Consider the following 24,675-nt stretch of genomic DNA (forward strand, 5'->3'; position numbering starts at 1 on the left):
GATACTTAAAAAGGAAATAACTTAATAATGAATATTTTAGTATTAGGTAGCGGTGGCCGTGAACATGCACTTGCATGGAAAATCGCACAAGATGAAAAAGTTGCTAAAGTCTTTGTCGCACCTGGCAATGCGGGTACAGCAACTGAAGACAAATGTGAAAATATTGACCTCGATATTTTAGACAACCCTGCAATTATTGCATTTGCAAAAGCAAATGATGTTGCGCTTGTTATCGTTGGGCCAGAAGCACCATTGGTCAATGGTGTCGTTGATGCTGCACGTGAAGCAGGTCTAAAAATCTGGGGACCAACTCAATATGCGGCTCAACTTGAAGGCTCAAAAGCATTCGCTAAGCATTTCTTAAAACGCCATAACATTCCTACAGCTTTCTATGACGTATTTACTGAAGTTGATGCTGCAAAAGCTTATGTTGAGAAAAATGGCGCTCCGATTGTAATTAAAGCTGACGGCTTAGCAGCGGGTAAAGGCGTTATCGTTGCGATGACCAACCAAGAAGCTTTTGATGCGATTGATGACATGTTGGCGGGCAACAAGTTCGGTGATGCTGGGTCACGTGTTGTGATTGAGCAATTCTTAGCTGGCGAAGAAGCAAGCTTTATTTGCATGATTGATGGTAAAAATATTTTACCAATGGCAACTTCTCAAGACCACAAACGCATCTTTGAGGGCGACCAAGGTCCAAATACTGGTGGTATGGGTGCTTACTCTCCTGCTCCCGTCGTTACAGCAGAAGTTTTTGAACGTGTCATGAATGAAGTGATGCGCCCGACAGTTGATGGTATGGCAGCAGATGGTCATGTCTACACGGGCTTCTTATATGCTGGTTTGATGATTGATGATCAAGGTCAACCACGTGTGATCGAATTCAACTGTCGTTTTGGTGATCCAGAAACACAGCCTATTATGATGCGTTTGAAATCATCTCTAGTTGATCTGGTTGAGGCTGGTATTGAAGGTAACTTACCAAGCGAAGCTGAATGGGATGACCGCAAATCTATTGGTATCGTTCTTGCTGCCGAAGGCTATCCTGAAACTGTTCGTAAAGGTGATGTCATTTCGGGTATCGGTCAATCGCCTGAAGACACCAAAATCTTTCATGCTGGCACAGCTATGACTGATGATGGTCATATTGTTACTGCTGGTGGTCGCGTCCTTTGCGTAACAGCCTTAGGTGACACTGTACTGGAAGCTCAGATCAATGCATTAGAAGTATGTGGCCAAGTGACATTCACAGGTATGCAATATCGTAGTGATATTGGTTATCGTGCAATTGCTCGCGAAAAAGCTGAATAATTTTATTGTGAATAAGGCCTTCTTCGGAAGGCTTTTTTATTCCTGAAACGCTATCAATTTACATTCTTTATTCAATTTGCATATATAGAGTTCAGAAAAATATATATTATTTATTTCACCAAAATCACCAATCAAACATTTGCAAAAATCTATAAAACTATCATTAATTTACATTTACTATGCACATAATTCCTTTAGATAATCAGATGCTTATACTCTTGAGTATCATGCAGACCACTATAACCCTTACCAAAATATTGCTATGATTGGCACAATTTTAGATGTTGTTTTTATGTTAAAGGAATATGCTTTTTCATGATTATCAAATGATTAAGCTATTTTATCCAATCAACAGAAAACCAACAGCTAGACCAATATTTGGTTTGAAAAGATGTGAATGGATGTCTGCATTATTTATTGGTTCCAAATAAGCACATGAATGTTCACTTATTTTTCTTAAAATCATGGAATCATAATGGCAAATACCCAAGAAATAATTCATGTGATTATTTTTTGTATAAAGCCAATTTGCATCCTCAAAGCGATTACATCAATGCGAGAATAACATTACTTTCTCAGCATTATTTTGGTTAGGATTTCCACATGAAAAAGCTGATTAGCCTTTTTTTAAGTGTATCAGTGTTGTTGCTTGCGGCATGCAGCAAACAGCCAGATAACACTGCTGAACAGAACAAAGATGCAGGTGCATTACAAACTGTCGTTATTGCTTCTACAGGTTCTGATGCTGATATTTGGCGTCACATTGCAAGCTTGCCTGAAACCCAAGCTGCTGGACTAAAACTTCAAATTAAAAATTTTACTGACTATGTTGCAATGAATACTGCTGTTGCAAATAAAGAAGTCGATTTGAATGCATTTCAATCCTATGCATATCTCGTTGCATTCAATGCAGCAAATAAAGACAAAATTGCGCCAGTCTCTACAACTTATTTAGAACCAATGGGAATCTACTCAAGCAAGGTAAAAAAAGTTGAAGAGTTTGCCAATGGTGCAACGATTGCAATCCCTAACGATGGGGCAAATGAATCTCGTGCTTTATTACTTTTACAAAGCGCGGGTTTAATTAAATTAAAAGCTGACTTTGATCCTGTAAAAGGAACACCAGCTGATGTGATTGAAAATCCGAAGAACATTGTGATCAAACCAATTCAAATGGCAACAGCTGTACGTGTTAAAGATGAGGTTGATGCGATTTTATTGGGTAATACCCTTGCAATGGAAGGTGGTCTAAACGTTCTTAAAGATGCAATCTTCTACGAACCAATTGATCAAAGCACCAAGTTAAACGTCAATGTTCTAGCAACGGCTGAATCTCGCAAAGATGATCCTGTTTTACAAAAAGTCGGTGCGCTTTATCACACTGATGCAGTAAAACAATATGTACAAGATCATTTTGCTGGTACAAAAGTTGATGTAAATAAGCCAATCAGCTATCTCACTGAAGAGAATCCGTAATATACTTTTCTCAACAAAACAGGCAAAGTGATTTTGCCTGTTTTTCTTTTCTGCTTAGTATTGACGATATGATCCAATTTAAAAATATTTCCAAACACTATCAGCTCAAAGGTCAAACGATCACTGCGCTGGATCAAATCAACTTAGAGATCCCTGATGGCAGCATTTTTGGCATTATCGGTTATAGTGGTGCAGGTAAAAGTACCTTAATCCGTTTGATTAATTTACTGGAGCGTCCGACCCACGGACAAGTGATGATTAATCAAAAAGACTTTACTGCAATGGATGCGCGTACACTTCGTCGAGAACGTGCAAATATTGGCATGATTTTTCAGCACTTTAACTTATTGCAAACCAAAACAGTAGCTGAAAATATTGAAATGCCACTTAAACTGTTAGGCCATAGCAAAGTCGAACGTGAAAAACGTCTTGCAGAGTTGCTAGATTTTATTGACCTTAAACATAAAAAAGATGCTTATCCAGATGAGCTTTCAGGCGGTCAAAAGCAACGTGTAGGTATTGCGCGTGCGCTTGCGAATCATCCTAAGATTTTGCTATGTGATGAGGCAACGTCTGCACTGGACCCTCAAACCACACAATCCGTTTTAGCATTATTAAAGAAAATTAATCAAGAACAGAACATCACCATTGTGATGGTTACACATGAAATGGATGTGATTGAGTCTATCTGTGACTATGTCGCAGTCATGGAAGCAGGCAAAGTCATTGAGACAGGTCGCACCTTAGATATATTCAGTCAACCACAACACCCAACAACCAAGACATTTATCCAAACAGTATTGCAGCAACAATTGCCGATCAATATCTTGAATAATCTTGAACACAAACATCATAACAGTATCTATAACCTGCAATTCTTAGGAACATCAGCCCAAGAAACCGTTATTCAATCCGTAATTAAGCAATTTGATATTAGTTTAAATATTTTATTTGCCAATATGACTGAGATTAATGGCACTGTGATCGGTCAAATGTTTATCCAACTTTTAGGTGACCCAACGATTATTCAGGAAGCGCTTCAATTCTTAGAAAGTCAGGGTGTCAAAGTTGAACAGTCAGGAGTAAGCCAATGAGAGATTTAATTGTGCAATGGCTGACTGAAATCACAGCTCCATTTTGGCAAAGTTCTTTATCCATTGATCAATTTGTAACGGCACTGGAAGAAACCTTACAGATGGTATTCTTTGCATTGCTATTTGGATGCATTTGGGGATTTATTCAAAGTATTACTTTGGTAGTCACACGTAACGGTGGGATTTTACAAAACCGTGCGATTTACTATGCACTCAATCCAATCGTGAATGCCCTACGTTCAATCCCATTTATCATTTTATTAATCGCGGTCATTCCATTTACAAAGTTTTTGGTTGGTACATCAATCGGAACATGGGCTGCTATCGTACCATTAACCATTTATGTCGGTCCTTATCTTGGTCGACTCATCGAAACTTCTTTACTTGAAGTAAATGAAGGTATTATTGAGTCTGCACAAGCAATGGGTGCTAGTCCTTGGCAAATTGTATTCAAATTTATCGTGCCTGAAGCACGTAGCTCTCTTATTCTCAATCTCACTACAGGTACCATTTCATTGATTGGTGCAACAGCGATGGCAGGTGCTGTAGGTGCAGGTGGAATCGGTGATCTTGCTATTTCCTATGGCTATCAGCGTTTCGATAGTAGTGTGGTCATCCTGACTGTCATCGTACTTTTATTGTTGGTTCAGTTTGTACAGTCATTTGGAGAATGGTTAGCAAAATTACGCTAAACGCCCAATTCAATGCTCTCCTCGCGAGAGCATTTTTTCTATAGCTAGGCTAAACCTCAGCAAAATAAATTTGATGCGCTGCTTTGAATGTATTGACATGCAAAGGAACCAAATCCTCCAAAGGTTGATAGCCACCAGCCAGAACGAAAAGCAAAGGAATTTTCATTTTCTTCGCCATCTCAAACACAATCCGATCACGCTCAAACAAGAGTGCTGTAGTAAACCATTTTGATCCATATTTATCATGTTGATGACAATCCATGCCCGCTTGATAAACGATAAGATCAGCGTCCCAACGTGATGCATATTGAAAAGCTTCTAAAATCGCTTCTCGATACAAATCAAAATTACCTTGCTTTGGATGAATATAGCGAGTCAAACTACGCTCCCCCGCCTTGCAACCAAAGCGGATACCAAAAATGCCGAAATTTATCAAATTCGGCATACGATTGGTGAAAATCGCAGTACCATCCCCACCATGCTGATCACAATCTAAAATAAAAATTCGTTTGTCCGGAAATTGTTTTGCAATTAATGCCAAACCATTAAAGGTACAGTAAGCGGCCCCAGAATCATAACTCGCATGATGAAAACCTTGTGCAATATTGGCAGCAATTCCTTCTTTCAATGCGATCTCAGCACCGACCAATTGCCCAGCCTGTACCGACAAAATGGCATCACGTAGTTGTGGATTCCAAGGTTTAAATCCTTGCACAGTCGCAAAGCTTGAATCACCTGCAAAAAAGGCATCTACATATTGTGGATTATGTAGTTTTTTCAAGATCTCAATGTCTATAAGTCCAGGATCTATCAATTCAACCAACTGCTGCTGTTGTAGCACATCAGCAACTGCGGTCAATTTCTCCATACTATTGGTATGCGTTTGCGCATAATAGCGTGGCGAGTAACAAGCTTTTAGCATGGATTTCCTACATAGATTTGATCTTGAGCAATTTCGATCAATTGACTCAATTCAGTCGTATCGGGTCGAAATAATCCATTATCAACTTGTTGTTTAAAATGATATCCGAACGCACGTGCTCGATTCTCAGGAGAAACCGCCAGTGTCGTCAGTCGTAGAAACCAAAAACCTTTCATTGAAGAAATGGGGATCACATAACCTTTATATTGTTTGTTTTTATTCTTTTCTAGCGGCTCAATCTCATAGTTTGTGGAGAAAAGGCTCCCCGCGGGTAAGCGCACGCCATTCATGAGTAAAGGAACTAGACTAATACAAGAGTGATTATCCCCCATATTCATCTTTTCCATCATGACTGGCTGATCATGCTCATCGACGAAAATATTAATTTCACCTTGTCTCAATAGACGATGATGTGCAATTCTCAAGAAGAATTTTTCTGCCATCGGACACGAGCCAACCTTAGGTTTTTCCTCTAAAGCTTGGCATTCAATTATTTCAATATGTTGAACATCTTGAGGAAGGATAATATCTGCAAGTAACTGACAAATGAGTCTACTTTCTTCTCGCTCAGCATATTGATAAAGTGTTCTAAGTTTGGCTTGAAAATCAACTTCCTGCTGTAAGTTCTGCGTATAGCCATCATCTGGATTTAAACGTTTTAGGCTTTGCTGAACATCAACATGAATATCAAGATTCCGCCATGTTGTTAACTCAAGCCCGTATGAGGCTGCTTGATTTAAAATATTTCTTAATCCTTTCGTATCGTAATCATCAAAAATACGTAAATCCTGAAACCCCAACGCATCACGCGGCTGTGATACAAACTCAGCGATTACCCGTGTTGCCTGCGTATATCCACAACCTCGACGTTCAGTTTGATGGCTAAAATGTTCATTCAACATTTCGGTGAGTTTGGCAGATAGCGGATATAAATATTGCTTAAAAATACTGACCACTTCATGGTCTTTTAAATCCGACATAGCACCCCCTCGCTTGTTCTTTATGATTTATAAAATCATCGTCCTTTAATCAATCCTATGTATTTATATTGTTAAATCTAATCACGAAAATCATTTAGCATTTTTAAATAAAATATAAATCTAAAGATGAATATAAATCATTAACTTACAAAACTTTTATTTCATATTTATCGAAAACCGCCCCCTTGTCAATCATAAAGATTTTCACTTATTCATGTCGTCACTATGTGTCCAAAACAGTCATCATCCATACGCTTTTCGATGCTCACTTTGCATGATAAGAAATTTACACTTACACTAGCAAAAGTTGATGACGCTCTATCATCCGACTGGCAATAACCACATGAAACAATGATTTAGGAATTGGCTATGCATTATAAAATCCATGCGATTGACGTACAAAATGCCTTAAAAAACTATATATGGTTATTGGAAGATACAACGACAAAACAAGTTGTGGCGATTGATCCAACAGAAGCAAGTTTAGTCAAAGATTTTTGTGAACAACATCATTTGCAGCTACAACAAATTTGGCTCACGCATTGGCACCCCGATCATACGGGTGGTGTAGAGGATTTATCCGCTAATGAAAATATTGCAGTATATGGCCCTAGAGATGAGTTGAGCAAAATTTCTTTTATCTCCAACCCACTGCAACAAGATGATCATTTTCACTTTAATGACTTAAAAGTTGAAATCATTGCGACCCCTGGCCATACATTGGGGCATATCGTTTACTTCATTGAAGCCATTGATGCACTTTTTTGTGGTGATACATTGTTCGCTATGGGATGCGGACGTCTGTTTGAAGGTACGGCTGAACAAATGTACCATTCATTAAATAGGTTAGCAGCCCTACCTATCCAAACCAAAGTATACTGTACACATGAATACACGCTTGCCAATGCTGAATTTGCGATCACTATAGAACCGCATAACGTCGCATTACAAGAAAGGATGAAACAAGTTAGGGCATTACGAAAAACCAATCAAATTACGCTCCCAAGCACCATAGAATTAGAACTCGCAACGAACCCCTTCTTGAGGACAGAAAGCGCTGAAGAGTTTGCACGAATCCGTCTTCTAAAAGACCAGTTCTAAAGATCTCACCAAATCACAGAGATTTCACTTTTTACGATATAACCAAAGTGGAAAGTGAAATCTTTTTTTACATTTAAAGATAAAATTTTTATTAATTTAATATTCAAAAGATCCAAAAATAATATTTATTTTTCTCCAACTTTACAGTAACTTATAAAAAAATTATAGATAAATTTCCGCAGGTGAAAATTACTCTATTTTTACATTACTTACACGCGGAAAAATAAATCTATCTAATGCCCCTTTAAAAATTTTTAACCTACCCTTATTAATAATTACAGGTTCACAAGGAGTTCTCGTATGAAAAACAGAGTTGTTAAAGCAAAAAATTTATTGGCGTTTCGTATTTGGTTAGAAAAATTAGGATATTCAGTTAAAAATCTGACAGATAATCGTGGTTTTACCTTTAGCTTTAAAAAAGAATATGGCTTAGTCACTGGCGATCTATCTGGCAATGCTTTAGCAATGCAACTCGGTGAAGAATTTGAAGACCACCTAAAAGCATAATGACTTATTTACAGCTTTATAACGATCTTAGGATTTCAAAGGGATTTGGAATCCTTGATTGATGTATATAAAAATAATTTACAACTTCAATAACACCCAAGATCAAAGCTTCATTTTCTAGCCATCTTCTAAAAAATATCATTGGAACAAAACTATTTTCCAAGTATTATAATGTCCTAGTCGAGGGATGCTGCGACATTTGATTTGTATTATAAATCAACTTGCCAGGCTCGACGATCGGTTAAACATTCGTTTTAACCAACAACGGCATCCGCGAACAGAACGATCCATACTATTTTTTTCTAGGAGATCCTGATGAACGCGGTGAATGCTTCATTTACAGATTATAAAGTTGCTGATATTTCCCTTGCTGACTACGGTCGTAAAGAAATCAAACTCGCTGAAGCAGAAATGCCAGCTTTGATGGGTTTACGTAAGCGTTATGCAGCAGCTAAACCTCTTGCTGGCGCAAAAATTTTGGGTTGTATTCACATGACAATCCAAACAGCTGTTCTTATTGAGACGTTGATTGAACTCGGTGCTGAAGTTCGTTGGACTTCATGCAATATTTTCTCTACACAAGATCATGCTGCAGCGGCAATTGCTGCTCGTGGTATTCCAGTATTCGCTTGGAAAGGCGAAACTGAAGAAGAATACGTATGGTGCTTAGAACAACAAATCAATGTAAATGGCAAGCCTTGGGATGCCAACATGATTTTGGACGATGGTGGTGACTTAACAGCACTTGTTCATGACAAATACCCTGCTCTTTTAGAACGTATTCACGGCATTACTGAAGAGACCACAACAGGCGTACAACGCCTATTAGAAATGTGGAAAGACGGTTCACTTAAAGTTCCTGCAATTAACGTGAACGATTCAATTACCAAATCGAAGAATGATAACAAATACGGCTGCCGTCACTCATTAAATGATGCAATCAAACGTGCAACTGACATGCTACTTTCTGGTCGTCGTGCACTTGTGATTGGTTACGGTGATGTCGGTAAAGGTTCTGCACAATCTTTACGTCAAGAAGGCATGATCGTTCGTGTAACTGAAGTTGATCCAATTTGTGCAATGCAAGCTTGTATGGATGGTTACGAAGTTGTTTCTCCATACAAAAATGGCGTACAAACTGGTAAGAAAGAAGACATCAACCATGATCTACTAGGTAATACTGATCTTGTTGTGACAACGACTGGTAACTACCATGTATGTGATGCTGCAATGTTAGATAGCTTAAAAGCTGGTGCAGTAGTTTGTAACATCGGTCACTTTGATACTGAAATCGACACAGCTTACTTGCGTGGTTATAAATGGGTTGAAGTGAAGCCACAAGTACACCAAGTTTATCGTTCAGAAGATGAAAGCAATTACTTAATTCTTCTTTCAGAAGGTCGTTTAGTCAATCTTGGTAATGCAACTGGTCACCCTTCACGTGTGATGGATGGTTCTTTCGCTAACCAAGTATTGGGTCAAATGCATTTATTTGCTGAAAAATTTGCTGATCTTCCTGCTGATCAAAAGCAAGCTGCAATCCGTGTAGAAGTACTTCCTAAGAAACTAGACGAAGAAGTTGCTGCGGCAATGGTTGTTGGCTTTGGTGGTGTTTTGACACAATTAACTCAAGTACAAGCTGATTACCTCGGTGTGCCTGTTGAAGGTCCATTCAAATCTGACGCTTACAAATACTAAGAATCTTAGGGCAGACGTTATACGGACTGCCCTTTTTTCTAAAAATTTCCAAGCGATTTTAAAAAGGATTTGAAATGACGAAACGTGTTCCTATTTCTTTTGAGTTTTTCCCACCAAAAACTGATGCTGGTGCAGAAAAATTAAAAGTTGTTCATCAAGAACTTCAACTGCTAAATCCAGAGTTCTTTTCCATTACTTATGGTGCTGGTGGTTCTACCCGTGAACGTACTTTAGCTGCGATTGATGATTTTAATGGCAAAGGTACGCCTGTTGCACCTCACCTTTCATGTATTGGTGATGACAAAGTGCGTATTGCTGAACTATTAGATTTATACAAATCTCAAGGTATTGATCGCATCGTAGCACTACGTGGTGACTTACCTTCAGGTCAGGTGGGTTTAGGCGAGTTGCCTTATGCACAGGACTTGGTTCGCTTTATTCGTGAACATTCAGGTGATCACTTCCATATTGAAGTTGCAGCTTATCCCGAAATGCATCCACAAGCGGACAGCTTTGATGCTGATATCAAGCGTTTTATAGAGAAAGTTCAAGCTGGAGCAAATGCAGGAATCACTCAATTCTTCTTCAATCCAGATGCTTATTTCTATTTCATTGAACGTCTTGAGAAAGCTGGGGTAAGCATCCCAATTGCACCAGGAATCATGCCAATTACCAATGCAAGTAACTTAATTCGTTTTGCTGATGGTACAGGCGCTGAAATCCCGCGCTGGATTCGTAAACAGCTTTCTGCTTACGGCGATGACAGTGCAAGCATTAAAGCTTTTGGTCATGAAGTGATTTTAAAACTCTGTGAGCGTTTAATTGCTGGCGGCGCACCAACTCTTCACTTCTATTCAATGAACCAAACCGAACCAACCCGACAACTCGTTGTCGATCTTGGTCTCAATTAATTTGTAAGAGCTCTACCCAAGCATGAATCGTTTTTATATCGAAACTGAATTAAATACTGGCAACACCATCGAACTAACAGAATCAGTGTTTCATCATTGGGTACGTGTGCTTCGCGCAAAAGAACAAGAACAAGCCATCTTCTTCAATGGGAAAGGTGGCGAGTATCTTGTCACTCTCACAGAAATCAACAAAAAAAATGCTTTGGTGTCGATTGATCAATTTAATAAATTAGATCGTACTGCGCCTTTTAATGTTGTTTTGGGTCAAGTGATGAGTAAAGGTGATCGTATGGATTATGCGATTCAAAAAGCCACCGAACTGGGCGTGACCACAATTCAATTATTAACCAGCGATCGCTGTGAAATGCGATTAAAGTACGATCGTGACCAAAAAAAACTGGATCATTGGCAATCTGTTGCAATCGCTGCCTGTGAACAATGCGGAATGAACCGTGTGCCTGAAATTCTAGCGCCTATTTCTCTTAATGACTGGGTTAAATCTGAATTACCGACATCTCGTTTTGTACTTGCCCCTAATAAAGATCAAACAAATATACTACTGAATAGTACGCCTGATATTGCATTATTAATTGGTCCAGAAGGTGGACTTAGTGAAACAGAAATCGAAACAGCAAACCAATACCAATTTAAAAACTGGTGTATCGGTGATCGCGTTTTGAGAACGGAAACAGCCCCCGTTGTTGCTCTATCTATTTTAAACTATCACTTTTCAAGCAAATGATGCATTTACATTGCTTTTCAATGGGTTTAACGTTAATTTAAATAAACTCAACGCTATAGTTTACAAAGAATAAAGACTGTAGGTACTGATAAAAGAAAAGGATTATTCTTGTATGTCTGGGGTTCAGAAACAAGGTTTAGCGCCATTTATTTATACGGATCAAATTAATTACTCTAGTCATATCAGATCCTTTGTTCTTAGCGTATTGGGTATATGTGTTTTAGACTATGCATTATTTGGTCTTTTCTATTCTTTTACTCCAAATATCTTTACCGCTTGGATCAGCATCACTGCCGTTTTTCTTCTAATTTTCTTTTTTTTGTGCCGTTTTTCCTTGAAGTGTTATTCATCTCCAGCCTTTATTAAAAGAAGTCATGTTTTATTCCAAATTGTTTGTTTTAGCACTGGTTTGTTGCTCGGTATCAACTCCATCATTATTACGTATTACCTGATACATGATGTACCCAACCTAACTGGCTCACATATTCTTACCTTAACCGCTTTATTGCTGACCACCTCACATATTATTGCGCTTACATTTTTAACCCAACATATTCGCTATTTTTTTCTATTTTTTATCCCAAGCATTCTTCCACTGATTATTTCGCATCTCTTATATCGAAATCATGAGCATACTCTGTTCTACCTTGCTTATTACTCCACATTTTTTGCCACATTATTGTGTGCACAGGCAACATTCAAAATTCACAAACACCTTTCACAAGTACTTGAAAAAAACAAACAATTGATTGATGTAGCTGAACAACATAATCAATGGACTGAAGAGCTATGTCAACAATTACAGCACGAGGTCAATAAGTCCAAAGATATTGAAGCTCAACTACAATTTAATAACCATTTATTAGAGCAAAAAGTTCGTGATCGTACTTTTGATCTCACTCAAATGAATGAAAGTCTGGAAGAACATCGTCAAAATCTCGCATTTGCACATGAAACAGCGGGTATTCGTCCTTGGGAATGGAATCTTGAAAATCGAACTGTTGGCGTTACCAACACTCACAGTCAAGCTGTAAAGCGAGACTCAGAAAATCACTACACTCTGCTGCACAAAATTGTTCATCCTGATGATATTGAGCGTGTGAAAAACAGCCTGTACAACCATTTGTGTGGTCTAACCTTACGTTACGAAGAAACATTTCGAATTAAGCGCCCCAATGGTGAATGGTCATGGATACATGATGTCGGACAGGTCATTCAGCGAAACACTAAGGATAACACACCACTAAGAATGGTCGGTATTCATCGAGATATTAATCAAGAGCGCAAAGATCAAGAACGATTAAAATTATCAGCCAGTGTTTTTGAGCAAGCATCTGAAGGAATTTTTATTTTAGATGAGCACTTTAACTATATTGAGGTGAACCCTAAATATGAACAAATTACCGAACTTGATAAACAAGTCATTTTAGGCAAGCAACTTTTTGAAATTACAAAGCAAAATAAGCTGCACCACCAAAACTTCCAACTTTCGATTTTAGACACTTTAGCTCATGAACACGAATATGAGGGAGAGTTCCAAGAAACCTATCATTCAGAAAAATCATGTTTCTTGTGGATGCATATTAATGCAGTTAAAGATGAACAAGATCGAGTAATCAATTATATCGGTATCGTTTCTGATCAAACTGAACGAAAGCATCAGGAACAAAGATTATCTTATCTTACCAACTACGACACACTAACGGACTTGCCAAATCGGTTCTATTATCAGCAGCAACTGCATCAATATCTAGTGAATGAAGCAGCCATACAACATCTCGCTGTCATTCGTTTGAACATAGATCGCTTTCGGACACTCAATGAACTGGTCAGTAATCAAGCTGGCAATGAATTGCTTAAACAAGTCGCGCAGCGATTACGTATTAGCAATATCGATGCATTATTGGTTGCGCATTTAAGTGCTGATGATTTTGCGATTATTTATGAAATGTCCCCTTTACACCCACCTATTCATCAATTGTGTAACAATATTGTCGAGAACTTCAGCCAACCATTTTATATTGCTGACCAAGAGTACTTTGTGAGTGTTTCCATCGGTGTAGCGATGTTTCCTGAGCATGGTCGTCAAGTCGATAATTTAAATACTCATGCAGAACAGGCATTGAATGAGGCTAAGCGTTTAGGCGGCAACACTATTCGTTACTATTCAAATGAAAGAGCTAACTTAGCGGCACAGTATTCTGATTTAGAACTTGATCTAAGAAAAGCAATCCAAAACAATGAGCTTGTCGTTTACTATCAACCCAAAATGACTACACACGATAATCTGGTGAATGGTTTCGAAGCACTTATACGCTGGGAGCACCCAAGTAAAGGGCTGATCATGCCTGATATCTTTATTCCATTGGCAGAAAGCACCAGCTTAATTTCTGATATCGGACAATTTGTATTACATCAGGCAGCAAAACAATTACAGAGATGGATTGAGCTGGGTTATCCCCAAGTCCATATTGCAGTCAACATCGTTGTACAACAAGTTCTCCGTGGGCAATTATTACATGATGTGGATACGATTTTATCGCAATATAAAATCTCTGGTCATAATCTAGAATTAGAAATCACAGAGTCTGCATTCTTAGAGAATACTGAAACGGTGAAAACGGTATTAGAAGCATTAAAAGATCGCCATATCTCAATCGCATTAGATGATTTTGGAACTGGATATTCATCCCTCGCCTATTTAACTGAATATCCTATTGATACATTAAAAATTGACCGAGCTTTTATTTCTAAGATTGGTAACTCTAAACAAGATGCGATCGTAAATGCCATGATCGCCATGGGCAAAACCATTGGCTTAAAAGTTGTAGCGGAAGGTGTGGAAACTGAAGCGCAAAGAGACTACTTGCAAAAACAAAATTGTGACATCTTGCAGGGTTATCTATTTGCCAAGCCATTGACCGCTTTAGACGCAACCAAATTTCTACAGCAGCATAGCTAACTGTCAACCGCAAGATCTTACATTTACAGCGATAATTTACGACTTTAACCCTTCATTTTAGTTGAAAATAATTTGTCAATAAGTCGTATCATTCAGTGAAAATAAGCTATTTTGACTGGGCGAAAGCATGAACTAGTGCTATATTCTTGTGCACTTATCTTAATATAATAATCAGTCATATATATGCATGATTATTATCGGAACAATCGAGACTCAGATGGACGATCAATCTTTAAAACAAGCCGCTTTGTATTACCATGAATTTCCTACTCCTGGAAAAATCAGTGTGACACCTAGCAAGCAGCTCGTTAACCAACGAGATTTAGCGCTTGCATATTCCCCTGGTGTTGCAGCTCCATGTTTAGAAATCGAACGTGACCCTTCTGCCGCTGCGAAATATACAGCGCGTGGTAACTTGGTTGCCGTCGTGAGTAATGGTACAGCAGTTCTTGGTTTAGGGAACATTGGTCCTTTAGCATCCAAGCCTGTTATGGAAGGTAAAGGCGTACTTTTCAAAAAATTTGCAGGCGTTGATGTCTTTGATATTGAAATCGCGGAAAATGATCCAGATAAAATCGTTGATATCGTTGCTGCATTAGAACCAACTTTTGGTGGTATTAACCTTGAAGATATTAAGGCACCAGAATGTTTCTATATCGAGAAAAAACTACGCGAACGCATGAAAATTCCTGTGTTCCATGATGATCAACATGGCACAAGTATTATCGTAGGTTCAGCATTACTCAACGCGCTCCAAATCGTAAATAAGAAAATCGATGAAATCAAAATCGTCGCTTCAGGTGCAGGTGCTGCTGCACTGTCATGCCTAGATTTGTTGTGTGCTCTAGGTGTAAACAAAGAAAATATCATTGTTGCTGACTCTCGCGGCCTCCTTACCACTTCACGTGATGGATTGGATGATTCGAAAAAGCGCTATGTTCAAGACATTAAAGCAACGCAATTAAATGAAGTGATTGCTGGCGCAGACATGTTCTTGGGTCTTTCTGCGGCAGGCATTTTAACTAAAGAAATGGTTAAAGAAATGGCTGAGAATCCGATCATTTTTGCGCTTGCGAACCCTGATCCTGAGATTCTACCTGAACATGCACATGAAGTACGTCCAGATGTCATTATGGCAACAGGTCGTTCAGATTATCCAAACCAAGTAAATAATGCACTTTGCTTCCCATATATTTTCCGTGGCGCGTTAGATGTAGGTGCAACCACCATTAACGAAGAAATGAAAATTGCCTGTGTACATGCTATTGCGCGTATGGCACATGTAGAAGCAGATGCGGCTACCTACGGTGAAAAGTCAGCCTCATTTGGTCGTGATTACTTAATCCCACGCCCGCTTGATCAACGTTTAATTTTAGAAATTGCACCAGCAGTTGCAAAAGCGGCAATGGATTCTGGTGTTGCTACTCGCCCGATCGAAGATTTCTCAGCATACCGTCAACGACTTTCTGAGTTTGTTTATAACTCAGCATTCTTGATGAAACCAATCTTTGCACAAGCAAAAACCGACCCTAAACGTATTGCTTATGCTGAAGGCGAAGATGAGCGTGTATTACGCGCCGTTCAAATCGCAGTAGATGAAGGCTTGGCAAAACCAATCTTGGTAGGTCGTACGACGGTAATCGAAGCAAATATCAAGAAGTTAGGCTTACGTTTACAGCATGGCGTAAATATTGAAATCGTTGATCAAGAGCAAAATCCGTTGTACGAAGAGTTTTGGAAAGATTACTACCAAACGATGCAACGTAAAGGTGTAACGGTTGAATATGCGCAACGTGAAACTCGTCGTCGCTCAACATTGATCGCAGCTTTACTTGTGAAGTTTGGTAAAGCAGACGGTATGCTTTGCGGTACTTACAGCAGCTATGATATTCATTTAGATTTTGTGCGTAATGTGATTGGTCTAAAAGAAGGTCGCAGCACATTCTTTACCCTGAATGCATTGATGCTTGAAGATCGCAATTTGTTTATTGCTGATACATATGTCAATACCAATCCAACAGCGGCACAGTTAGCTGAAATGACAATTTTGGCTGCAGAAGAAGTACGCCGCTTTGGTATTACACCACGTGTAGCCCTGCTCTCTCACTCAAGTTTTGGCAGTGATCAACAAGACGCAAGCGCCCAGAAAATGCGTGAAGTCTATCGTTTACTTACAGAACAAGCGCCTGATTTAGAGGTTGAAGGTGAGATGCACGGTGATGCAGCACTTGACGAAAATATCCGTCATTTTGCATTCCCAAATTCGCGCTACAAAGGCTCAGCAAATTTGTTAATTATGCCGAATCTAGATGCAGCAAACATTTCATTTAATCTGTTAAAAGCAACTTCTGGCAATAATGTAACTATTGGGCCAATTTTGTTAGGTGCTGCTAAACCAGTTCATATTTTGACACCAACGGCAACAACACGTCGTTTGATCAATATGACAGCGTTAACTGTTGCAGAGATCCAACAAAGTCAAAACTAAAGTTTAGCAAGAGCTTGCCTATAAAAGCTCCTCATGAGACTTGAGAAAACCTCTGTTCTGTAGCATGATTGTGTGACATAGGGCTTATTAACAGTTCATTTATGATTGCGACAGAGAATGTTTTTTAGATGATACAAGGAATGAATTGTGAAGTTTAGTTACTCTAAATAAACAATGAATGACGATGTAGCAGCAAAAAACATTCCTGTCCCAAAGGGTTATAGCTAAAATTGCTCCATACTGCGTTGAAAAACTTGACAAGGGTGTCGCCATTGCCTGCGTTTTTCGCCTTGTCTGAATCAATTTTAGCAAATAACGCAATTCATCAATGAATTGCTAATAAGCCCTCAAAGAGGTTTTTTCATGCAAGTTTATTTAGTAGGCGGTGCTGTTCGAGATCAGTTACTCGGGCATCCCTATCACGAAAAAGATTATGTTGTGGTCGGTGCAACACCCGATCAATTGCTCGCTGAGGGTTATCAGCCCGTTGGCAAAGACTTCCCTGTATTTCTACATCCTAAAACAAAAGAAGAATATGCGCTTGCCCGTACAGAAAGAAAATCAGGCGTTGGTTATCATGGCTTTCAATTTTTCACAGATGCAGATGTGAGCTTAGAAGAGGATCTCATCCGAAGAGATCTAACCATTAATGCCATGGCAATGGATGCCAACGGTCAAGTCTATGACCCATATGGTGGTCAAAAAGACTTAGAGCAAAAAATCCTTCGCCATGTCTCTCATGCATTTACCGAAGATCCATTGCGTGTACTACGTGTTGCCCGATTTGCTGCACGGTATGAATCTTACGGATTCAAAATTGCAGATGAAACATTACACTTGATGCGGGAAATTGCTGAGTCTGGTGAGTTAAATGAATTAACACCTGAGCGTGTGTGGAAAGAAACAGCACGAGCATTGATGGAAGATCATGCTGATGTATATTTCAAAATTCTTAGAGAATGTCATGCTCTAAAAATTTTATTTCCAGAAGTTGATGCACTTTTTGGCGTTCCGCAACGACCTGAATACCACCCAGAAATCGATTGTGGTATCCATACATTAATGGCGCTTCAGCAAGCCTGTAAAGCAGACTATGCCTTAGATGTAAGATTTGCGGTCTTAGTACATGACTTAGGTAAAGCACTCACACCTATCGAGGAACTCCCAAGACATGTGATGCATGAAGAACGCGGTATACAACCTGTCACAGTATTATGCGATCGCTTAAAAGTTCCCACACACCTCAAAAATCTAGCTTTGACAGTATGTAAAGAACATTTAAAGTGCCATCAAGTACAAATCTTAAAGCCAGGCACGCTTTGGCGTTTTCTACAACGTTTAGATGTATTACGTCGCCCTGAAAAAGTTAGAGCATTTGTGCAAGCGTGTGAATGTGATGCCAGAGGGCGTTTAGGTATGGAAGACCGACCATATCCTCAAGCACAATTTATACTCAATGCCATGGATATAGTGAGAAATATCCGTGCTCAAGACCTACCAGAACACGTTAAAGGTCCTGAAATCGGTGAAATGTTAATTCAATATAGAATTGAAGCTTTAGCAGATTTCAAAGCACAACTTGAGAAACAATAAACTTAAGCTATAAAAAAACCCAGTCATAATGACTGGGTTTTTTAGAAGATACGAATTACTTCGCAGCAGCTTGTGCAGCAGCAACTTCTTCAGCAAAGCTCATTTCAGCTTTCTTCTCAATACCTTCACCTACTTCAAAGCGAGTGAATTGAGCAACAACTGTACCAGTCGCTTTTAATACATCAGCAACTTTCTTATCGTTGTCGATAACATACATTTGACGATCAAGCGCAACTTCGTTCAAGTATTTCTCAACTGAACCAGTAACCATTTTCTCAACGATGTTTGCAGGCTTACCAGATTCTAAAGCTTTTGCTTCAGCAATTTCTTTCTCTTTAGCGATCAAGTCAGCTGGAACAGCTTCAGCATTTACTGCAACTGGGTTGAACGCAGCAACGTGCATTGCAATACCTTTACCAGTATCAGCATCACCAGTGTAAGAAACAACAACACCGATTTTTAAACCGTGCTTGTAAATAGCCAAGTTTTCGCCTTCAACGATTTGAGCACGACGTACTTGGATGTTTTCACCGATTTTTTGAACAAGTGCAACACGCGCTTCTTCAACAGTAGAACCATCTTCAAGTTTAAGTTCAGCAATTTTCGCAGCATCAGTTTCATTTGCAGCAAGTGCAGCTGTCGCTACTTTATCAGAGAAGTTTTTGAAGTTTTCGTCTTTAGCAACGAAGTCAGTTTGACAGTTAACTTCAACAAGAATCGCTTTATTACCGTTTTGAACGATCGTGATCGCACCATCAGCAGCAATGTTGCCTGCTTTTTTAGCAGCTTTTGCTTGACCTGATTTACGAAGGTTATCAATCGCAAGTTCGATGTCACCGCCTGCTTCTGTTAATGCTTTTTTGCATTCCATCATTGCAAGACCAGTACGGTCACGTAATTCTTTTACCATGCTTGCAGTAATTGCAGTCATGTTGATCTCCTAAAATCGGTAGAATATAAATCTGTTCAACAAAAACGGCCCAAAGGTTTCTCTGGGCCGTTTTGCTTTCTCGACGCTCAATTTGTCATCATTTTAAATCACAAAAATGACAAGCTTGCGTCAAAACGCATTAAGCCTCAGGAGCTTCTTTAGCAGCTTCTTCGCCTTTCGCTTGTGCATTCGCTTGTGATTGAGCGTATTCTTTACCAGCAAGAATCGCATCAGCCATAGCTGAAGCATACAAAGTAACTGCACGGATCGCATCGTCGTTACCAGGAATAACGTAATCTACGTTATCTGGGTTAGAGTTTGTATCAACGATACCGATTACAGGAATACCTAAGTTTTTAGCTTCTTTAATTGCAATCGCTTCGTGATCAACGTCGATTACAAATAATGCGTCAGGTAAACCACCCATGTTTTTAACGCCGCCTAAAGCACGTTCAAGTTTTTCCATCTCACGAGTACGCTCTAAAGCTTCACGTTTAGTAAGCTTAGCAAAAGTACCGTCTTGAGATTGAGTTTGAAGATCTTTTAAACGGTTGATAGATTGGCGAAGTGTTTTCCAGTTCGTCAACATACCACCTAACCAACGGTGATCTACATATGGTTGACCAGCACGTTGAGCTTGTTCACGGATGATGTTAGAAGCAGCTCGTTTTGTACCAACGAATAATACTTTGTTCTTTTTGCTCGCCAAGTTGTTAACAAAGTTCAAAGCATCATTTAACGCAGGAACAGTGTGCTCAAGGTTGATGATGTGAATTTTGTTACGCGCGCCAAAAATGTATTGACGCATTTTTGGGTTCCAGAAACGAGTTTGGTGACCAAAGTGTGCGCCTGCTTGAAGAAGGTCGCGCATGCTTACGTTGTAATCTGCCATTTTCTTTACCTTAAAGTTTGGGTTAGGCCTCCATATATCCGCATTCTCCACCCAAGGGATTGCTGTTACTTTATCAGTGGTTGCGACAGAGGACGCTTTTTAGACAATACAAGGCATGAATAGTGAAATTTAGCACTCTAAATGAACTATTCATAACGCCGTAGTGTCAAAAAACGACCCTGTCCCATAGGGTTGTGGCTAAAATCCCCTCATACTTCGTTATGAAACTTGATAAGGGAATACCATTACCAGCGTTTCATGCCTCGCATGCAGAAATTTTAGCCTACAACGCAACTCACATATAAAGTGACAACAATCCCTAGAAGCACCCAGAGTAATGTGTCGATATATGTGCGGATTTTTTTACGACTATAATTATCAGATAATTTCGTAAAATATATTCACGAAAAGCATTTGATAAAATAGGCGGCTATTTATACCATAGACACTTGCAAATTACCAAAAGTTTTTAGAGATCATGAATACAACTTATACAGCTCCTCGTCGATTAATTAAAACACCTGAAGAAATTGAAAAGATGCGTGTTGCAGGGAAATTGGCTGCTGAAGTTTTAGACATGATTAAACCGCATATTAAAGCGGGTGTGAGTACACTAGAACTCGATACAATCTGTCGCAATCATATTGAAAATGTACAAGATGCTATTCCCGCTTGTGTTGGGTACGGTGCAGCACCAGGTCGTCCTGCTTTCCAACACTCGATTTGTACTTCTGTTAACCATGTTGTTTGTCATGGTATTCCATCTGAGAATAAAATTTTAAAAAACGGCGACATTCTAAATATTGATGTCACTGTTATTAAAGATGGTTATCATGGCGATACCAATATGATGTACATCGTTGGTGGCGAGACTTCTATTTTAGCAAATCGCCTGTGCTCAGTCGCACAAGAAGCCATGTATCGTGGAATGGCTACAGTTAAAGATGGTTCATATCTTGGCGATATTGGGTATGCTATCCAGCAATATGTAGAGTCTGAGCGCTTTAGTGTTGTCCGTGAATATTGTGGTCATGGTATTGGTAATGTATTCCATGACGAACCTCAAGTGTTACATTATGGACAAAAAGGTACAGGAATGCGTTTAGAGGCAGGAATGACCTTCACTATTGAACCAATGGTCAATGCAGGTGTCTGGCAAACTAAACTTTTGGGTGACAAATGGACAGTTGTCACCAAAGACCATAAGTTGTCAGCTCAATATGAACACACGATCTTAGTGACTGAGACTGGAATTGAAGTATTGACAGCTCGCCCTGAAGAAGATCTTTCACGTTTTCAATAATTCATTTTTAAGGGTGGGTACTTAAGTACCCACCCTTTTTAGCGTAAAAATCACTCAATTTTAATCTAATTACTACAATTTTTTTCATAGTTATAACAATTATAAATTCTATCTAAACAAATTCTGCATAAAAAAACGTTATGGTGAGCGCAAGAAAAATCCTTACAAACTTTAGGACATGGAGTCCCAAGATGATGAAGAAGTCATTTGCATGCCTGATTACAACAGGTTTATGTGCCCTTCCTACACTTACTTTTGCAGATTCACCATATTTTAGCCTCAAAGATGGAGATGGGTTTAAGCGCTTCTCTGTTTCTGCAGGGTGGTTACATGCTATGCCGCAAGGTTCAGCAAACCCAATTAATATCAACACTAGTGTTGCAGAAGGCACTAAAACCCAAGTTGGTGACGTATCTACCAAGGCGGTTTTAGATGCAATTGATCAAAGTAAACCCTCAGGAAAATTTTGGCATGGCACTATCAGCCTTCTTGATAAGTTTACTGACACTCTACCCTCATCACTTGCTGGTACAGCTGAAATTAATGGTCTTTCTCAGTGGCAACAACAAGGCACTGGATTAGAAGCTGACGATGTTGATACTGTTGGTATAATGATGAATTATCATTTTACAGATAATCTTTCTTTGGAAATTAAAGGGGGCATACCTCCTAAAGTAAATATCCAAGGAAAAGGTGATATTTACGCTCCACTTTCGGGAAAAGCTACTCCGTTAAAAGATGGGTCAACTATTGGTGGAATAATAGGTGATGGTATTGCCCAAGCTGGTGGAGATATTCCATTAAAACAAGATATTCATATTACTGACCTCTCACAAGGTGGCAAAGCTGCAACAGCTCGCGCGTGGTTACCCGCAGTTGAGCTTCATTACCAATTTGGTAAAACAGGTGTCAATAAATTCCGTCCTTATGTTGGGGCTGGTGTGATGTATGCATACTTTAATGAATTAAAGATGAATCCTGGAATTGAAGCTGATTTGATTGCCGCTGGTCACATGATCCAAAATATTCATGATAATAAAGCAGGTGCAGCATTAGATCGTAAAACCTCTTCTGCTGATCCTGTTGTTAAGCTTAAAGCAACAGATACTTTTGCTCCTATCGTGACTTTAGGTGCAACATATGATTTTAAACCGAATTGGTTTGCTGTTGGCTCAGTCTCATACTCTAAAATGAATAATGAAGCAAAGATTTATGTTACTGACCGCAACACTGGTAAAGAGTTGATTCGTGCAAATACTAAAATCGACATTGATCCACTCATTACTTATGTTGGTGTCGGCTACCGCTTCTAATCTTTTCCTTCTAAAAGCAGCTTCGGCTGCTTTTTTTATGATCGCTATATTTTAAGCCACACTGTATAAAAAAGATGCACCATTTAAAAACAACTCACACAATATTGTCTTACAGTTTTTAGAATATCTACTCCTTTAAAATTTAATAAGCGCCTATCGCTGAATCCAAAACAATGAAAACCAAAATATTAGCCATTTAAATTAATACCTTAAATTATTCTTTTGGTTAAATATTTTTATTGGCACATCCCTTGCTTATTTCATAGCATATAGAATCAATGTCGATTCAAAAAATTGTTGGCGGCCAAAGACGTCCGTTCTGTTCTGTTTGTAAGCATAACTTTGTTTAGCTTACGAAATGGTAATTCGTTCAGTTCAGGGGGAAGGCAATGTCTTCAAATATGAATCTAGATGCAAAGAAAGCAACTAAAATAAAACTATTTAGCTTCTCCACTCCAGCAATGCGTGCATTCCATATGACATGGCTGGCTTTTTTTGTGTGCTTCTTTGCATGGTTTGCATGCGCACCACTGATGCCTGTAATTGCAGGTGAATTTAATTTAACCAAAGCCCAAATTGCAAACATCAATATTGCAGCTGTTGCAATCACCATTGTTATCCGTCTTATTGTCGGTCCGCTATGTGACAAATATGGACCACGCAAGACCTATACCGCCCTATTGATTCTTGGCAGTATTCCTGTGTTTGGTGTTGCTGCAGCCAATACCTATGAATCCTTTCTATTTTTCCGTCTTTTAATTGGGGCGATTGGGGCAAGTTTCGTAATTACCCAATACCATACCAGCGTCATGTTCGCACCAAATGTTGTTGGTACTGCTAATGCCGCTGCGGCAGGTTGGGGAAATGCTGGTGGTGGTGCAACGCAAGCGATCATGCCACTCATTCTAGGTGCCATCATCATGTTTGGTGTTGAACAAGCAATGGGCTGGCGTATCGCACTACTTGTTCCAGGAATCATGATGGTAATCGTGGGTATACTTTACTGGAAACTGACACAAGATAGTCCTCAAGGCAACTTCAAAGAATTAAGAGAACAAGGTATAGAAGCTGGCAATATTAAAAAAGGTGGTACAGCTATTTTAATGCAGGCCGCTCGTAATTACCGTGTTTGGGTTTTATTTACCGCTTATGCAGCATGTTTTGGCATCGAGATCTTCATTCATAATATTGCCGCAATGTACTATGTTGACCATTTTAATATGGGCTTGAAAGAAGCTGGACTTACTGCTGGAATTTTCGGCCTACTCGCACTATTTGCTCGCGCATTGGGTGGTATCGTTTCTGATAAAGTAGCTGCCAATAAAGGGTTGGATGGACGTACGCGGATATTATTCTTACTGATCTTGGGTGAAGGATTATTCCTCATCATTTTCTCCCAAATGAATACTGTCATGCTCGCCGTACTTGCAATGACAATTTTTGCTCTGTTTACCCATATGGCCTGCGGTGCGACTTATGCACTCGTACCATTTATTGATCGTGACGCGCTTGGAGGTGTGGCTGGCATTATTGGTGCAGGCGGTAATGTTGGTGCTGTCGCCGCAGGATTCCTTCTCAAAGGTTTACTTGACATCCAAACTTGTCTCATGATCTTAGGCTGTCTCGTCACTGTTGCCGCATTCAGTGTCATTCTGATTCGCTTCTCAGTCGAACATAAAGAAAAAGAACAACAACTGTTTGAGCAAGCTTTGCTTGAACGTAACTCAACTGCTTAATTCAACGCTGCTCTAAGGGA

At 39.2% G+C, this 24,675-nt stretch carries 19 protein-coding genes; 15 read left to right on the forward strand and 4 right to left on the reverse strand.

Annotation, left to right across the window (positions count from 1 at the left end; all coding sequences use genetic code 11):
• The first annotated feature begins 27 nt into the window (after positions 1–27).
• The 4 genes from purD (at position 28) to AAC851_RS03495 (ending at position 4,576) form a co-directional block, all read left to right on the forward strand.
• Positions 28–1,314: a phosphoribosylamine--glycine ligase gene (gene purD, locus AAC851_RS03480; protein WP_004638502.1), complete on the forward strand. Its 1,287-nt coding sequence runs from the start codon at positions 28–30 to the stop codon at positions 1,312–1,314.
• A 603-nt stretch (positions 1,315–1,917) separates the two neighbouring features.
• The gene (locus AAC851_RS03485; protein ID WP_005082033.1) at positions 1,918–2,790 is read left to right on the forward strand and encodes a MetQ/NlpA family ABC transporter substrate-binding protein; all 873 of its coding nucleotides are present in this window, start codon (positions 1,918–1,920) and stop codon (positions 2,788–2,790) included.
• Between the two features lie 68 nt (positions 2,791–2,858).
• The gene (locus tag AAC851_RS03490; protein WP_075315797.1) at positions 2,859–3,884 is read left to right on the forward strand and encodes a methionine ABC transporter ATP-binding protein; all 1,026 of its coding nucleotides are present in this window, start codon (positions 2,859–2,861) and stop codon (positions 3,882–3,884) included.
• Complete coding sequence (locus AAC851_RS03495) at positions 3,881–4,576, forward strand: methionine ABC transporter permease (RefSeq protein WP_075315798.1); 696 nt, start codon at positions 3,881–3,883, stop codon at positions 4,574–4,576. Before AAC851_RS03490 ends, AAC851_RS03495 begins: the two co-directional genes overlap by 4 nt.
• A gap of 49 nt (positions 4,577–4,625) precedes the next feature.
• On the opposite strand, the gene AAC851_RS03500 is transcribed toward AAC851_RS03495, so the two are convergent.
• Positions 4,626–5,498 carry a histone deacetylase gene (locus AAC851_RS03500; RefSeq protein ID WP_325772526.1) on the reverse strand — a complete coding sequence of 291 codons (873 nt, stop codon included), beginning with the start codon at positions 5,496–5,498 and terminating at the stop codon, positions 4,626–4,628.
• On the reverse strand, positions 5,492–6,478 hold the full coding sequence (locus tag AAC851_RS03505) for a hypothetical protein (RefSeq protein ID WP_340600507.1): 987 nt from the start codon (positions 6,476–6,478) through the stop codon (positions 5,492–5,494). Before AAC851_RS03505 ends, AAC851_RS03500 begins: the two co-directional genes overlap by 7 nt.
• A gap of 369 nt (positions 6,479–6,847) precedes the next feature.
• On the opposite strand from AAC851_RS03505, the gene gloB reads away from it, so the two are divergent.
• The 8 genes from gloB (at position 6,848) to AAC851_RS03545 (ending at position 18,480) form a co-directional block, all read left to right on the forward strand.
• Positions 6,848–7,579: a hydroxyacylglutathione hydrolase gene (gene gloB / locus AAC851_RS03510; protein ID WP_340600508.1), complete on the forward strand. Its 732-nt coding sequence runs from the start codon at positions 6,848–6,850 to the stop codon at positions 7,577–7,579.
• Positions 7,580–7,879: 300 nt separating this feature from the next.
• Positions 7,880–8,086 carry a hypothetical protein gene (locus AAC851_RS03515; RefSeq protein ID WP_004638493.1) on the forward strand — a complete coding sequence of 69 codons (207 nt, stop codon included), beginning with the start codon at positions 7,880–7,882 and terminating at the stop codon, positions 8,084–8,086.
• A gap of 315 nt (positions 8,087–8,401) precedes the next feature.
• On the forward strand, positions 8,402–9,784 hold the full coding sequence (gene ahcY, locus AAC851_RS03520) for an adenosylhomocysteinase (RefSeq protein WP_004638491.1): 1,383 nt from the start codon (positions 8,402–8,404) through the stop codon (positions 9,782–9,784).
• 74 nt (positions 9,785–9,858) lie between these two features.
• Positions 9,859–10,695, forward strand: a complete 837-nt coding sequence (metF, locus tag AAC851_RS03525; RefSeq protein ID WP_017396051.1) for a methylenetetrahydrofolate reductase [NAD(P)H] — start codon at positions 9,859–9,861, stop codon at positions 10,693–10,695.
• 22 nt (positions 10,696–10,717) lie between these two features.
• The gene (locus AAC851_RS03530; RefSeq protein ID WP_017396052.1) at positions 10,718–11,437 is read left to right on the forward strand and encodes a 16S rRNA (uracil(1498)-N(3))-methyltransferase; all 720 of its coding nucleotides are present in this window, start codon (positions 10,718–10,720) and stop codon (positions 11,435–11,437) included.
• 112 nt (positions 11,438–11,549) lie between these two features.
• Positions 11,550–14,399, forward strand: a complete 2,850-nt coding sequence (locus AAC851_RS03535) for a bifunctional diguanylate cyclase/phosphodiesterase (RefSeq protein ID WP_340600509.1) — start codon at positions 11,550–11,552, stop codon at positions 14,397–14,399.
• A 217-nt stretch (positions 14,400–14,616) separates the two neighbouring features.
• On the forward strand, positions 14,617–16,887 hold the full coding sequence (locus tag AAC851_RS03540) for an NADP-dependent malic enzyme (RefSeq protein ID WP_118903134.1): 2,271 nt from the start codon (positions 14,617–14,619) through the stop codon (positions 16,885–16,887).
• A gap of 363 nt (positions 16,888–17,250) precedes the next feature.
• The gene (locus AAC851_RS03545; RefSeq protein WP_005082023.1) at positions 17,251–18,480 is read left to right on the forward strand and encodes a multifunctional CCA addition/repair protein; all 1,230 of its coding nucleotides are present in this window, start codon (positions 17,251–17,253) and stop codon (positions 18,478–18,480) included.
• Between the two features lie 55 nt (positions 18,481–18,535).
• Here the strand turns inward: AAC851_RS03545 and tsf are convergent, their stop codons facing one another.
• Together tsf and rpsB are read right to left on the reverse strand one after the other, a co-directional pair.
• The gene (tsf, locus tag AAC851_RS03550; RefSeq protein WP_005082022.1) at positions 18,536–19,411 is read right to left on the reverse strand and encodes a translation elongation factor Ts; all 876 of its coding nucleotides are present in this window, start codon (positions 19,409–19,411) and stop codon (positions 18,536–18,538) included.
• Between the two features lie 139 nt (positions 19,412–19,550).
• On the reverse strand, positions 19,551–20,303 hold the full coding sequence (rpsB, locus tag AAC851_RS03555) for a 30S ribosomal protein S2 (RefSeq protein ID WP_005082020.1): 753 nt from the start codon (positions 20,301–20,303) through the stop codon (positions 19,551–19,553).
• Positions 20,304–20,781: 478 nt separating this feature from the next.
• Here rpsB and map point away from each other — a divergent pair, with 478 nt between their 5' ends.
• From map to AAC851_RS03570, 3 genes are all read left to right on the forward strand, one after another.
• Positions 20,782–21,606 (forward strand): type I methionyl aminopeptidase, encoded by an 825-nt coding sequence (map, locus tag AAC851_RS03560; RefSeq protein WP_340600510.1) that lies wholly within the window; start codon positions 20,782–20,784, stop codon positions 21,604–21,606.
• 191 nt (positions 21,607–21,797) lie between these two features.
• Positions 21,798–22,919 carry an OmpW/AlkL family protein gene (locus AAC851_RS03565; RefSeq protein WP_445290549.1) on the forward strand — a complete coding sequence of 374 codons (1,122 nt, stop codon included), beginning with the start codon at positions 21,798–21,800 and terminating at the stop codon, positions 22,917–22,919.
• Between the two features lie 389 nt (positions 22,920–23,308).
• The gene (locus AAC851_RS03570; RefSeq protein ID WP_340600511.1) at positions 23,309–24,655 is read left to right on the forward strand and encodes an MFS transporter; all 1,347 of its coding nucleotides are present in this window, start codon (positions 23,309–23,311) and stop codon (positions 24,653–24,655) included.
• The last annotated feature ends 20 nt before the right edge of the window (positions 24,656–24,675 follow it).

Source organism: Acinetobacter sp. HZNU-JH01 (assembly GCF_037996845.1).
GTDB classification, from domain to species: domain Bacteria; phylum Pseudomonadota; class Gammaproteobacteria; order Pseudomonadales; family Moraxellaceae; genus Acinetobacter; species Acinetobacter haemolyticus.

Excerpts from the sequence above, each read along its gene's own strand:
- AAC851_RS03505 (WP_340600507.1), bottom strand. The coding sequence starts at position 6,478 with ATGTCGGATTTAAAAGACCATGAAGTGGTCAGTATTTTTAAGCAATAT.
- AAC851_RS03515 (WP_004638493.1), top strand. The coding sequence starts at position 7,880 with ATGAAAAACAGAGTTGTTAAAGCAAAAAATTTATTGGCGTTTCGTATT.
- tsf (WP_005082022.1), bottom strand. The coding sequence starts at position 19,411 with ATGACTGCAATTACTGCAAGCATGGTAAAAGAATTACGTGACCGTACT.
- ahcY (WP_004638491.1), top strand. The coding sequence starts at position 8,402 with ATGAACGCGGTGAATGCTTCATTTACAGATTATAAAGTTGCTGATATT.
- AAC851_RS03495 (WP_075315798.1), top strand. The coding sequence starts at position 3,881 with ATGAGAGATTTAATTGTGCAATGGCTGACTGAAATCACAGCTCCATTT.
- metF (WP_017396051.1), top strand. The coding sequence starts at position 9,859 with ATGACGAAACGTGTTCCTATTTCTTTTGAGTTTTTCCCACCAAAAACT.
- AAC851_RS03485 (WP_005082033.1), top strand. The coding sequence starts at position 1,918 with ATGAAAAAGCTGATTAGCCTTTTTTTAAGTGTATCAGTGTTGTTGCTT.
- AAC851_RS03540 (WP_118903134.1), top strand. The coding sequence starts at position 14,617 with ATGGACGATCAATCTTTAAAACAAGCCGCTTTGTATTACCATGAATTT.
- rpsB (WP_005082020.1), bottom strand. The coding sequence starts at position 20,303 with ATGGCAGATTACAACGTAAGCATGCGCGACCTTCTTCAAGCAGGCGCA.
- map (WP_340600510.1), top strand. The coding sequence starts at position 20,782 with ATGAATACAACTTATACAGCTCCTCGTCGATTAATTAAAACACCTGAA.
- AAC851_RS03535 (WP_340600509.1), top strand. The coding sequence starts at position 11,550 with ATGTCTGGGGTTCAGAAACAAGGTTTAGCGCCATTTATTTATACGGAT.
- AAC851_RS03530 (WP_017396052.1), top strand. The coding sequence starts at position 10,718 with ATGAATCGTTTTTATATCGAAACTGAATTAAATACTGGCAACACCATC.
- AAC851_RS03565 (WP_445290549.1), top strand. The coding sequence starts at position 21,798 with ATGATGAAGAAGTCATTTGCATGCCTGATTACAACAGGTTTATGTGCC.
- gloB (WP_340600508.1), top strand. The coding sequence starts at position 6,848 with ATGCATTATAAAATCCATGCGATTGACGTACAAAATGCCTTAAAAAAC.
- purD (WP_004638502.1), top strand. The coding sequence starts at position 28 with ATGAATATTTTAGTATTAGGTAGCGGTGGCCGTGAACATGCACTTGCA.
- AAC851_RS03490 (WP_075315797.1), top strand. The coding sequence starts at position 2,859 with ATGATCCAATTTAAAAATATTTCCAAACACTATCAGCTCAAAGGTCAA.
- AAC851_RS03545 (WP_005082023.1), top strand. The coding sequence starts at position 17,251 with ATGCAAGTTTATTTAGTAGGCGGTGCTGTTCGAGATCAGTTACTCGGG.
- AAC851_RS03500 (WP_325772526.1), bottom strand. The coding sequence starts at position 5,498 with ATGCTAAAAGCTTGTTACTCGCCACGCTATTATGCGCAAACGCATACC.
- AAC851_RS03570 (WP_340600511.1), top strand. The coding sequence starts at position 23,309 with ATGTCTTCAAATATGAATCTAGATGCAAAGAAAGCAACTAAAATAAAA.